Origin of the sequence: Streptomyces sp. NPDC051913 (genome assembly GCF_044593635.1) — a bacterium.
In the GTDB taxonomy this organism is placed as follows: Bacteria; Actinomycetota; Actinomycetes; order Streptomycetales; family Streptomycetaceae; genus Streptomyces.
Map to the genome: position 1 here is coordinate 369,783 of NZ_JBIUCI010000009.1, position 11,290 is coordinate 381,072.

Annotated in this window: 13 protein-coding genes; 10 read left to right on the forward strand and 3 right to left on the reverse strand. The window is 70.7% G+C overall.

The window, feature by feature from the left end; genetic code table 11:
• The first annotated feature begins 64 nt into the window (after nucleotides 1-64).
• The 6 genes from ACIHIX_RS28090 to ACIHIX_RS28115 all read left to right on the forward strand — a co-directional run bounded on the left by ACIHIX_RS28090 (nucleotide 65) and on the right by ACIHIX_RS28115 (nucleotide 5,956).
• Entirely contained in the window at nucleotides 65-1,462 is a 1,398-nt protein-coding gene (locus ACIHIX_RS28090; protein ID WP_399960810.1) for a DUF6421 family protein, read from the forward strand.
• 50 nt (nucleotides 1,463-1,512) lie between these two features.
• Complete coding sequence (locus ACIHIX_RS28095; protein WP_399960812.1) at nucleotides 1,513-2,262, forward strand: SDR family NAD(P)-dependent oxidoreductase; 750 nt, start codon at nucleotides 1,513-1,515, stop codon at nucleotides 2,260-2,262.
• Nucleotides 2,259-3,329, forward strand: coding sequence for a threonine aldolase family protein (locus tag ACIHIX_RS28100; protein WP_399960814.1), 1,071 nt, complete (start codon nucleotides 2,259-2,261; stop codon nucleotides 3,327-3,329). The genes ACIHIX_RS28095 and ACIHIX_RS28100 overlap by 4 nt, the downstream gene beginning before the upstream one ends.
• A gap of 99 nt (nucleotides 3,330-3,428) precedes the next feature.
• Entirely contained in the window at nucleotides 3,429-4,022 is a 594-nt protein-coding gene (locus ACIHIX_RS28105) for a transglutaminase family protein (RefSeq protein ID WP_399960816.1), read from the forward strand.
• 8 nt (nucleotides 4,023-4,030) lie between these two features.
• Nucleotides 4,031-4,735, forward strand: coding sequence for a B3/4 domain-containing protein (locus tag ACIHIX_RS28110; RefSeq protein WP_399960818.1), 705 nt, complete (start codon nucleotides 4,031-4,033; stop codon nucleotides 4,733-4,735).
• A gap of 27 nt (nucleotides 4,736-4,762) precedes the next feature.
• On the forward strand, nucleotides 4,763-5,956 hold the full coding sequence (locus tag ACIHIX_RS28115; protein ID WP_399960819.1) for a hypothetical protein: 1,194 nt from the start codon (nucleotides 4,763-4,765) through the stop codon (nucleotides 5,954-5,956).
• A gap of 10 nt (nucleotides 5,957-5,966) precedes the next feature.
• Here ACIHIX_RS28115 and ACIHIX_RS28120 read toward each other — a convergent pair whose 3' ends face one another.
• The 3 genes from ACIHIX_RS28120 to ACIHIX_RS28130 form a co-directional block, all read right to left on the reverse strand.
• Nucleotides 5,967-6,992: a hypothetical protein gene (locus ACIHIX_RS28120; protein WP_399960821.1), complete on the reverse strand. Its 1,026-nt coding sequence runs from the start codon at nucleotides 6,990-6,992 to the stop codon at nucleotides 5,967-5,969.
• Nucleotides 6,993-7,085: 93 nt separating this feature from the next.
• Nucleotides 7,086-7,814 (reverse strand): lysophospholipid acyltransferase family protein, encoded by a 729-nt coding sequence (locus ACIHIX_RS28125; protein ID WP_399960823.1) that lies wholly within the window; start codon nucleotides 7,812-7,814, stop codon nucleotides 7,086-7,088.
• Between the two features lie 190 nt (nucleotides 7,815-8,004).
• Nucleotides 8,005-8,421 (reverse strand): DUF4395 domain-containing protein, encoded by a 417-nt coding sequence (locus tag ACIHIX_RS28130; protein ID WP_399960825.1) that lies wholly within the window; start codon nucleotides 8,419-8,421, stop codon nucleotides 8,005-8,007.
• A 76-nt stretch (nucleotides 8,422-8,497) separates the two neighbouring features.
• Between ACIHIX_RS28130 and ACIHIX_RS28135 the strand changes: the two genes are divergently transcribed.
• The 4 genes from ACIHIX_RS28135 to ACIHIX_RS28150 form a co-directional block, all read left to right on the forward strand.
• Nucleotides 8,498-8,911 (forward strand): TlpA family protein disulfide reductase, encoded by a 414-nt coding sequence (locus ACIHIX_RS28135; protein WP_399960827.1) that lies wholly within the window; start codon nucleotides 8,498-8,500, stop codon nucleotides 8,909-8,911.
• A gap of 193 nt (nucleotides 8,912-9,104) precedes the next feature.
• Complete coding sequence (locus tag ACIHIX_RS28140) at nucleotides 9,105-9,614, forward strand: flavin reductase family protein (protein ID WP_399960829.1); 510 nt, start codon at nucleotides 9,105-9,107, stop codon at nucleotides 9,612-9,614.
• Nucleotides 9,615-9,848: 234 nt separating this feature from the next.
• The gene (locus ACIHIX_RS28145; protein ID WP_399960831.1) at nucleotides 9,849-10,637 is read left to right on the forward strand and encodes an electron transfer flavoprotein subunit beta/FixA family protein; all 789 of its coding nucleotides are present in this window, start codon (nucleotides 9,849-9,851) and stop codon (nucleotides 10,635-10,637) included.
• Nucleotides 10,638-10,688: 51 nt separating this feature from the next.
• The coding region (locus tag ACIHIX_RS28150; protein ID WP_399960833.1) for an electron transfer flavoprotein subunit alpha/FixB family protein at nucleotides 10,689-11,290 on the forward strand (602 nt) is incomplete at its 3' end.

Consider the following 11,290-nt stretch of genomic DNA (forward strand, 5'->3'; position numbering starts at 1 on the left):
TGCTGGCAGGAACCTCATATGCATACGGTGTCCTAACGCGAGGTTCTCCCGTGGAGGATGGGACATGACGGAAATTCTTGTGCAGGCGGCTACGGGGGAGCAGGCTCCTCCCGCGACCAGGGTGGTGGACCACCCTGCGTGGCCCGTGCTCAAGGGTGCCGTGGAGCGGATCAGGCCCTGGCAGTCCAAGGACGGGTCGATCGACCTCACGGCCGAGGGCGCCCCGGACCGCGCCGCCGCCGAGGCCGCCGTACGCGAGGTCACCGGCGCCGTCGAGGAGCTGTCCCCGCTGCTCCCGCACGACCGCGCCTACCACGAGGCCCTGGTCAAGGACCTGAAGCGCTGGGCCGAGGGCGGCTTCGAGGTGCCGGACTTCCTGGACTCGCTGCTGGCCTTCCAGCCCGCCAAGGGGCGTGCGGACGACCTCCAGCACCTGGTCGTCTTCCCGATGTACACGCAGAACGGCAACCCCGACCGCAACCTTGAGGCGGTCGTCCTGCGCATGGTGTGGCCCGACTGGCTGGCCGAGCTGGAGCGCACCCGCTACGACAACCCGCTGTTCTGCGGCATCAAGTTCGAGGACTTCACGGCCGGCTACGACACCAACTCCGCCGTGCTCTTCCCCGAGACCATCGCCGTGCGCGAGGCGCCGGAACGATTCTCCTGGGGTGGCATCTTCTGCGACCGCGAGGCCGCCCGCTTCCGTGCCGTCACCGACGCCGCCGTCGACATCCTCGGCCTCGACCTGCCCGAGGACATCGCCGCGATGGTCCACGACCAGAAGCGCTGCGAGGAGGCGTTCGTCCTGTGGGACATGGTCCACGACCGCACCCACAGCCATGGCGACCTGCCCTTCGACCCCTTCATGATCAAGCAGCGTCAGCCGTTCTGGATGTACGGCCTGGAGGAGCTGCGCTGCGACCTCACCGCCTTCAAGGAGGCCGTGAAGCTGGAGACCGACGGCGTCCCGCAGGCCCGTGACGTGCAGTACGCCGTGCTGTTCGACCGCATGTTCCGCTTCCCGGTCACCGGCGAGCGGGTGCGCAACTACGACGGCCTCGGCGGCCAGCTGCTCTTCGCCTACCTGCACAAGCACGACGTCGTCCGCTGGACCGACAACAAGCTGCACATCGACTGGCAGCGCGCCCCGCAGGTCACCAACCAGCTGTGCGCCGAGATCGAGGACCTCTACCGGGCCGGCATCGACCGTCCCAAGCTCGTCCACTGGTTCGCCGCGTACGACCTGGTCGCGCAGTACCTCGCCCCGCACCCGGGATCCCGCTGGGCCAAGGGCCCGGACGCCCTGGACCTGACGCAGCCGCCGCGCAAGCTCGTCGACGACGTGCTTCCGGACGAGTTTCCGCTCAGCATGTTCTATGAGGCACTCTCCAAGAAGCTCAAGAACGTGATCGCGTCGACGCGCGGTATCACGGCGGAGAACGCCGAGCGAGTGGCCGCGTGAGCGACCACGGCACCGAGAACGCTGCGCGGCAAGCTCAGGAGGCGAAGAACATGGCGGGGAACGGAGCTCTCAGCGGTGCGGTGATCGCGGTGGCCGGCGCGGGTGGACCCGCCGGGCGCGCGACCCTGCTGCGACTTGCCGAGGCCGGGGCGACCGTCGTCGGCGCCGACAACGATCCCGAGCGGCTCGCGGAGGCGGTGAGCGCGGCCCGGGACGCGGGCGGCGGCGCCACCGTCACCGGAGAGCCGGTCGACCTGCTCGACCTGGACTCCACGCGCGACTGGGCCCACGGCATCGAGAAGGACTTCGGCCGGGTCGACGGCGTCGTCCATCTCGTCGGCGGCTGGCGCGGCAGCGAGACCTTCATCAAGACCAGCCTCGACGACTGGGACTTCCTGGAGCTGCTGCTCATCCGCACCGTGCAGCACACCTCCCTCGCCTTCTCCGAGGCGCTCCAGCGCAGCGACCGCGGCCGCTACGTCCTGATCAGCGCGGCCGGCGCGAGCAACCCCACCGCGGGCAACGCCGCGTACGCCGCCGCCAAGGCCGCCGCCGAGGCGTGGACGCTCGCCATGGCCGACTTCTTCCGCAAGGCGGGGGCCGGTGAGGAGCTCACCTCGGCGGCCACCATCCTGGTGGTGAAGGCGTTGGTGCACGACGCGATGCGCGCCGAGCGCCCCAACGCGAAGTTCGCGGGCTTCACGGACGTCAAGGACCTGGCCACGGCCATCGCCGAGGTCTGGGAGAAGCCCGCCGGAGAAGTGAACGGAAACCGTCTGTGGCTCACCGAGAAGCCGTGAACCCTCCGAAGACCGACGCCCGGCGTCACCACGACCCGGACAGCAGGGGCTTCGCGAGCGACAACTACGCCGGCGTCCACCCGGAGGTGCTCGCCGCCCTGGCCCTGGCCAACGGCGGGCACCAGGTCGCCTACGGCGAGGACGACTACACCGAGAACCTCCAGGCGGTCATCCGCAGCCACTTCGGGCCCACGGCGGAGGCCTTCCCGGTCTTCAACGGCACCGGCGCGAACGTCGTCGCGCTCCAGGCGGTCACCGACCGCTGGGGCGCGGTGATCTGCGCCGAGAGCGCCCACATCAACGTCGACGAGGGCGGGGCGCCGGAGCGGATGGGCGGCCTGAAGCTGCTGACCGTCCCCACCCCCGACGGCAAGCTCACTCCCGAGCTGATCGACCGGCAGGCGTACGGCTGGGACGACGAGCACCGCGCGATGCCGCAGGTCGTCTCGATCACCCAGAGCACGGAGCTGGGCACCCTCTACACCCCGGACGAGATCCGCGCGATCTGCGACCACGCCCACGCCCACGGAATGAAGGTGCACCTCGACGGCTCCCGCATAGCCAACGCGGCCGCGTCCCTCGACGTCCCGATGCGGACGTTCACCAACGCCGTCGGAGTCGACATCCTCTCCCTCGGCGGGACGAAGAACGGCGCGCTGTTCGGCGAGGCGGTCGTGGTGATCAACCAGGACGCGGTCTCCCACATGAAGCATCTGCGCAAGCTGTCCATGCAGCTCGCGTCCAAGATGCGCTTCGTGTCGGTGCAGCTGGAGGCCCTGCTCGCCAAGGACCTGTGGCTGCGCAACGCCCGCCACTCCAACGAGATGGCCCAGCGCCTGGCCGAGGGCGTGCGCGCCGTGCACGGTGTCGAGATCCTCTACCCGGTCCAGGCCAACGGCGTCTTCGCCAAGCTCCCGCACGACGTGAGCCTGCGCCTCCAGAAGCGCTTCCGCTTCTACTTCTGGGACGAGAACGCGGGCGTCGTCCGCTGGATGTGCGCCTTCGACACGACCGAGGACGACGTGGACGCCTTCGTGGCGGCGCTCAAGGAGGAGATGGCGCACTAAGGGCAGGGGGCACCAGGGCATCACCCATTACTGCATAGTTATACGGTTACCCGGAAAAGAATTGACGTCTGGGTGATCGTATTTCTATGCTCTGCGGGCATGGAGCTGATCCAGAACACCCCCGACCTGTCCGCGTATCTCGCCGCCGACGAGGTCATCGACCACGGCCGCCCGCTCGTACGGGAGACCGCCGCACGCCTCGCTCGACAGGCCGAGGACTCGTATGCCTATGCACAGCTCGCCTTCGAGTTCGTACGGGACGCGATTCCCCACTCCGCCGACAGCGGGGACATGCGCGTCACCTGGCGGGCCTCCGACGTCCTGGAGCAGGGCACCGGCATCTGTTACGCCAAGTCCCACGCGCTGGCGGCGCTGCTGCGGGCCGAGGACATTCCCACGGCCTTGTGCTACCAGCGGCTGGTGCACGACGACGGCAGTGGGCATGCCGTGCACGGGCTGGTCGCCGTACGGTTCAACGGGGCCTGGCATCGACAGGACCCGCGCGGAAACAAGTCCGGCGTGGACGCGCAGTTCTCCCTCGACGGCGAGCGGCTGGCATGGGCGCCTGACCCCGAGTCCAATGAGGTGGACTATCCAGTCCTGTATGCTGAACCTCACGCGGCCGTTCTGAGCGCCCTCAGAGCCGCCCCCGACCGGCCCCACCTGTGGAAGACGCTCCCCACCGAACTCTGAGGCAGGCGATGACCTTCTCCCTCACCGTGTCCGACGAGGTCCGCGCCCTCGCGCCCGGCTTCACCCACGTCGCCATCGAGGCCCACGACCTGGTCAACGGGCCGAGCACCGAGGCCAGTTCGGCGCTCCTCGACGACGCGGCCCACCGGCTCGCCGCACGCCTGGACGGGCGCGCCCCGCACGAGGACCCGCACATGGCGGCATGGCGCGAGGTCTACACGGCGTTCGGGTCGAAGCCGTCGCGTACCCGCAACTCGGCAGAAGCGCTGGCGAAGAGGGCGTTGGCGGACGGCGGACTGCCCCGGATCAACCTGCTCGTCGACCTCTACAACGCCATCAGCGTCGCCCATCTCATCCCGGTCGGCGGCGAGGACATCGACCGCGTCCAGGGCGGGATGCGGCTGGTGCGGGCGGGCGGTGACGAGGACTTCGTGACCGTCGCCGGCGGCGAGGAGGTCGTCGAGCACCCCGACGCCGGCGAGGTGGTGTGGCGCGACGAGCTGGGGGTGACCTGCCGCCGCTGGAACTGGCGCCAGGGTCCGCGCACCCGGCTCACCGAGGAGACCGTCTCGGGCATCTTCCTCCTGGAGAGCCTCGCGCCGATGCCGGTCGCCGAGGTCGAGCAGGCCGGCGCCGAACTCGCCGAGCTGCTGGCGAAGTTCAGCCCGGGAGCCCGTATCGAGGTGCACGCGGCCGACCCGGTGCGCGGCTGAGCCGTCGCGGTCGTTAACCTCCCGGGTATGCATGACGGGGGAACAGAAGAGAACACCACCAGCACCGAGGAGCGGCCCGAGCGGCCCCTCGCCCGGCTGAGGAGGCACTGGCTGCTCACCTCGGCCGTGGCGCTGGCCCTGCTGACGACCGCCACGGCCGTGCCGATCGTCCTCGCCGACTCCGGCGACGACGCTCCCTGCCAGGAGATCCCCGCCTCGACCCGCGCCCTCGCGAAGGACCCGGCCGCCGCCACCCGCGCGCTCGACCCCGGCGACAACCTGTCCCGGTACGACGCCGTGCGCGCGCTGCTGATCCACGAGAACCCGTGCGGCGACGGCGGCGAGGTGCTTGGGCAGGTCGTCGACGCCGCCACCCGGGCCACGGCCGAGGGCAAGCCGCACACGCTCGCCCAGGCCCGCGCCGCGTACGCCGTGGTCGCCGCGTTCGACGACGACGCCGTGCCCGGTGGGGCGGCACCCGGCGTGGCCCGCGTCCTCGCCGAGTACGTGGTCGACGCCAACCGCTTCCTGAGCCCCGACCGCGACGCGTACAGCCCGGCGGTGGACGCCGCGGGCGCCGCTCCGGACGACACCGGCTGGACGACGTACGGCCGCTTCCTGGCCCCGCACGAGGCCCACGCCGACTTCGAGCACACCGAGCCCTACTCCGACGTACGCGCGGACCCTGAGGGCCTGGTCGGTGAACTCGCCAAGGACCCCGAGGCGTTCGCGATCCTCTACGACGCCGAACGCGCGTACTTCGCCCACTACCTCGAACGTCTCACCCGCGAGGGCGCCGACCCCGACTACCACCCGGGCAAGGAGAAGGACGGCAGCCCGAAGTCGGCCACGACCTGGGCCGACATCGACCTCGAACACCTCACCGACCGCATCGGCAGCCTCATGAAGCACCGGGCGCGGTACGTCAGGGACGGCACGATCCCCGACCTCGCGGCCTTCGACAGGGCCGTACGGCAGCACACGCGCGGCGCCTACCGGGCGGCCCCCCGGCAGGTGAGCAGCCGGCCGGTCATGGGGGACATCGCCGAGCGGCCGGTCTCCGGCCCCCTGAGCGGGGATCTGACGGACGGGCGGCACCAGCTGTTCACCGTCCTCGACGCCTGGGCGAAGGCACGCAAGGTGCCGACGCAACGCGCGGCACAGCTACGGCAGTTCATCGACGACCGGTACGTCAGGGCGCTCTGGCTGACCTCGTACTGAACCGACGGGGTCAGCCGCCGAGGCTCAGATCCGTGCAGCCCCGCTGTCCGGCCCGGGCCTCGGCGAAGGCGGCGAACAGCTTCCGCTTCTCGGTCTCCCCGACGCCGGGGACGTCCTTGTCGGCGCTGAGCGCGAAGTTGGCGGCCTCGCCGTCACAACGGGCCGTCGCCGTAAGGGCGTCGGGCTCGCGCCGCCCCTGCTCGGCGAGCAGACGGTTGCTCCAGTCGCCGTACCAGGCGGCGAACCACAGACGGGGCTCCCACTCGCCGGAGTCGGCGTCCCGCGCGTACAGATCGCAACGGCCCACCGGGCCCGCGTCGTTCATGAGCACCGCCACCCGCCACTGCGCGGTCTTGAGCCCTCCCGCCTTCAGCGCCCAGCCGCACGCGGTGTCGCCCGCGTCGGCGAGCGGCACCGTCCTGGGGTCCTCCTGCGGGTCCGAAGGCGCGGCGTCCCCGCCGGGCGCCTTGAGCGGTTCGGCGCCGCAACCGAGTCGGTCGGACGCGGAGTTGGTGAGCGCCACCGCCGTCTCGTAGGCGGCGGGCGTGCCCCGCAGGGCGTCCCGGCCGAGCCAGGTGCGGACCAGCAGCTTGCGTTGCCGGCCCTCGTCGTCCTTCCCCAACTCGGGGCAGGGGACGAGGAACTGAAGCGCGCCGTACTTGTCGACATAGCCGGGCAGCCCGTCGGCCATCGGTGCGACGCGGTCGAACCCGGACTCGGACAGGACCGTCATGAACTCCCGGTCCACGTCGTCCCGCCGGGTGTACGCCTCCGTCTCCAGCAGCCGGTCGTCGCGCACGTCGTCGCCGTCGAAGCCGACGGAGCAGCCGTAGTCGCCCAGCCCCTCGTGGGTCGCGGACGACGCGTCCTTGAAATGGTCACCGTCGCGCCCCAGTTCACGCACCGCGTCGACGGGCAGCGCCCCGTCGCAGGCCGTACGCAGCAGCCACCAGTCCTGCGCGTACGGGGTGGCGATCCAGCCGCCCACCCCCAGCACGACCGCGGCCGACACCGACACCTTGACCCAGCGCCGCATTCCTTGCCCCCGTTGCACGTCCACCCGTTTACGGGCGGGACCCTATCGGTCGGGCGGTGGAGCGGACGGCGCGGGTCCGTGAACCCCGAGTGCTCAGCGGGCCTCGGCGGCCTTGACCTCTTCCGGGGTGGGGGCGGTGCCGCCGAGGTGGGCCGGCATCCACCAGGTGTCGTCGGCGTCCTTGGGGCGGACCGGGTAGGCACGCTGGGCGGCCTCCAGCAACTCCTGCACACGCTCGCGCAGTTGGCGGGTGATCGCGCCCGCGTACTTGTCCTTGGGTGCCTCGACCGGCTCGCCGACCCGGATCGTGATCGGGGTGTGGCTGCGCTTGAAGTTGCGCGGGTGGCCCTTGGTCCACAGCCGCTGCGTGCCCCACAGCGCCATCGGGACCAGCGGCACGCCCGCCTCCTGCGCCAGGCGCGCGGCACCCGACTTGAAGGACTTGAGCGTGAACGACTGCGAGATCGTGGCCTCCGGGAAGACGCCGACGATCTCACCGGAGCGCAGCGACTCCAGCGCGTGCTGGTAGGCCGCCTCACCCTGCTTGCGGTCCACGGGGATGTGCTTCATCCCGCGCATCAGCGGACCGGAGACCTTGTGCCGGAACACCGACTCCTTCGCCATGAAGCGCACGAGACGCTTCTGGGGGAGCGCCGCCAGCCCGTCGAAGATGAAGTCCAGGTAGCTGATGTGATTGCTCACCAGCACGGCGCCGCCAGAGCGGGGGATGTTCTCCGAACCCTTGCAGTCGATCTTCAGGTCCCACGCCTTGAACAGCGTGCGGGCGAGGCCGACGACGGGTCGGTAGACAAGCTCTGCCATGGACGGGGTGGGCCCTTCCTTCTCTGCCGGGGAAAGGGGGGTTCCCGGCGGGAAAGTTACGACACCGTAGGTTTACGGCATCTCGCAGATCGTGCCCCAAGAACGGGCGGGGGGCCAGCCCTGGTGCCCGCGAAGGGCGAGATCCTTGTCACGTCGGCTGCTTGATCCACCTCGGGCTTTTACGTCGCCTTTACTGCGCGCGTACGGTCACGCGCCGTACGAGCAGGTACATCTCGCATCCCAGGCAGTACCCGAACGCGGAGTTCAGGAAGGCGGCCGCGAGCGCGGCCCCGGTCGCCGCGAGTCCCAGCCAGGCCGGTCCGACGCCGTACCCGATCAGACCGACGACCGCGAAGGCCAGGCCCACCGCCTGCGCGAACCGCGGCGGTTCGGGGGCCTCGAACTCCGTCGGCGGACCGATGCGGGGGCGCACGACCCGGCGGAACAGCCAGCCGTACGGCGAACGTCCCACCCCGCCCGCCGCGCCCAGCGCGAACGCCAGGGTCTGCCAGGCCAGGAGCCACACACTGCCGGTGATCAGCACGACCGCCAGTACTAGGGTCGTCACGGCCGCCCCGAAGCGCGGTCCCCTCACATCGATGTCCATGAATCAAGCATTCCGCAAGGAATGCCGAGCGTGGAGTCGGGAATCTTTGCAGTCTCGTGAACGCTGGAGCTGGGTGATGGCCGGAGTCGTGGTGTGTGTGCTGGTGCTCGCTGCGGCGGGCGTCTACGGAGTGCTGCACAGGCAGCGGAGCGGGAGAGTGCGGGTGCGCGGGCGCGACGACGACAAGCGGCTCGGCGCCGCCGACCTGGGCGCGGAGTTGGGGGAGCGGGCTACCCTCGTCCAGTTCTCCAGCGCCTTCTGCGCGCCCTGCCGGGCCACCCGCAGAGTCCTCGGCGAGGTGGTCGACCTGGTCCCCGGCGTCGCCCATGTCGAGATCGACGCCGAGGCCCACCTGGACCTCGTACGCGCCCTGGACATCCTCAAGACGCCGACCGTGCTGGTTCTCGACGCCGACGGGCGCGTGGTGCGGCGGGCCACCGGGCAGCCGCGCAAGGCGGATGTCATCGCGGCCCTCGGCGAGGCCGTGTGACGGTGAGGCAGCTCCCATATGCCGGGACGTACTTGACTGGGCGCACCACCTATCGTCAGCCTGACCGTATGCCTTCGGAACTCCTTCTCTTCGGGCGGGTCCACGTCGACCTGGCCCGCACCGCGAGCGCGCGCTGTCCGGGCTGTTGAGCAGCCACGGACCAGCACGCCCCGCCTCGCAGAAGGACGACCCCATGACGGCCACGCCGGACCTCCACACCCCTCAGCTCGCCTCCCCCGATCTGCTGCGCTCCGTCTTCCGGCGGCACGCGGCGGGCGTCGCCGTGATCACCGCGCGTGGTGACGGCGGCCCGGTCGGCTTCACCGCCACCTCGCTCACCTCGGTCTCCGCCGAGCCCCCGATGCTGTCCTTCGGTATCGGTACCGGTGCCTCCAGCTGGCCCGCGATCTCCGGGGTCGAGCACGTCGGCGTCCACATACTCGGCGAGCACCAGCAGGAGCTGGCCGCGACCTTCGCCCGCAGCGGCGCCGACCGTTTCGGTGCGCCCACCGGCTGGCGCGAGGGGCCCGAGGGCGTTCCCGTCCTCGACGACGTCCTGGCCTGGCTGGTGTGCCGCGTCGTCGCGCGCGTGCCCGCCGGCGACCACCGGATCGTCCTCGCCGAGGTGCTGCTCGGCGACCCCGCAGGACCCGGCCGTCCGCTCCTCTACCACCAGGGCACGTTCAGCGGTCTGCGCGACTGACGGCCCGCGCCGCACGCCGGGCTCTCCTGCTGCGGGACCGTCGAGTTCCGATTACGCTGCGTTGCGAAGGTCACAGTTCAAAGCGCTTGCTTAGCGGGAACGAACTGGGTGTACTGACGAGTAATATTTCGTTCGGAGCGCGGGCCGCCCCGATCGGGATCGGCCGCTTGGGGCGCCTATGCTGCCTGCAAGTAGGCAGCACAGAAATGTCGACGCAGCAGTAGGAGAGCCGGCGTGAGCTTGAGGATCGTTGTCACCGTGAAGTACGTGCCCGACGCCACTGGCGACCGGCACTTCGCCGATGACCTGACCGTCGACCGTGAGGACGTGGACGGGCTGCTCTCCGAGCTGGACGAGTACGCGGTCGAGCAGGCGCTGCAGATCTCGGAGAACTCCGACGACGACGTGGAGATCACCGTCCTGACGGTGGGTCCGGAGGACGCCAAGGACGCGCTGCGCAAGGCGCTGTCCATGGGCGCCGACAAGGCCATCCACGTCGAGGACGACGACCTGCACGGCACCGATGCGATCGGCACCTCGCTGGTGCTGGCGAAGGCGATCGAGAAGGCCGGCTACGACCTGGTGATCTCCGGTATGGCCTCCACCGACGGCACCGCCGGTATCGTCCCGGCGCTGGTCGCCGAGCGCCTGGGCGTCCCGCAGGTCACCCTGCTGTCCGAGGTGTCGGTTGCGGACGGCACGGTCAAGGGCCGCCGGGACGGCGACGCCGCGTCCGAGCAGCTGGAGGCGTCCCTGCCGGCCGTCGTGTCCGTCACCGACCAGTCGGGCGAGGCGCGTTACCCGTCCTTCAAGGGGATCATGGCGGCCAAGAAGAAGCCGGTTCAGTCCTGGGACCTGGAGGACCTGGAGATCGACGCCGAAGAGGTCGGTCTCGAGGGTGCCTGGACCAAGGTCGAGGACGCGGCGGCCCGTCCGGCGCGCACCGCCGGCACGATCGTCAAGGACGAGGGCGAGGGCGGCAAGCAGCTCGCCGAGTTCCTCGCGGGCCAGAAGTTCATCTGAGCCCGAGTTCGCCGACCGCCCCTCATCTGATCCAAGCAGGAGAGCATTCCCATGGCTGAAGTTCTCGTCTACGTCGACCACGTGGACGGTGCCGTCCGCAAGCCCACCCTGGAGCTGCTGACCCTGGCCCGCCGTATCGGCGAGCCGGTCGCCGTGGCCCTCGGCACCGGTGCCGCCGACACGGCCGCCGCCCTCGCCGAGCACGGCGCGGTCAAGGTCCTCACCCACGAGGCCGCCGAGTACGCCGACTACCTGGTCGTCCCCAAGGTCGACGCCCTTCAGGCCGCCGTAGAGGCCGTTTCCCCGGCTGCGGTGCTGGTGCCGTCCTCCGCGGAGGGCAAGGAGATCGCCGCGCGTCTGGCGCTGCGCATCGGTTCCGGCATCATCACCGACGCCGTCGACCTTCAGGCCGGCGACGAGGGTCCGGTGGCCACCCAGTCGGTGTTCGCCGCGTCCTTCACCACCAAGACCCGTGTCATCAAGGGCACCCCGGTCATCACGGTCAAGCCGAACTCGGCCGCCGTGGAGGCCGCCCCGGCCGCCGGTGCGGTCGAGGCGCTGGCCGTGACCTTCTCCGCCGCCGCGACGGGCACCAAGGTCACCGCGCGCACCCCGCGTGAGTCGACCGGCCGCCCGGAGCTGACCGAGGCCGC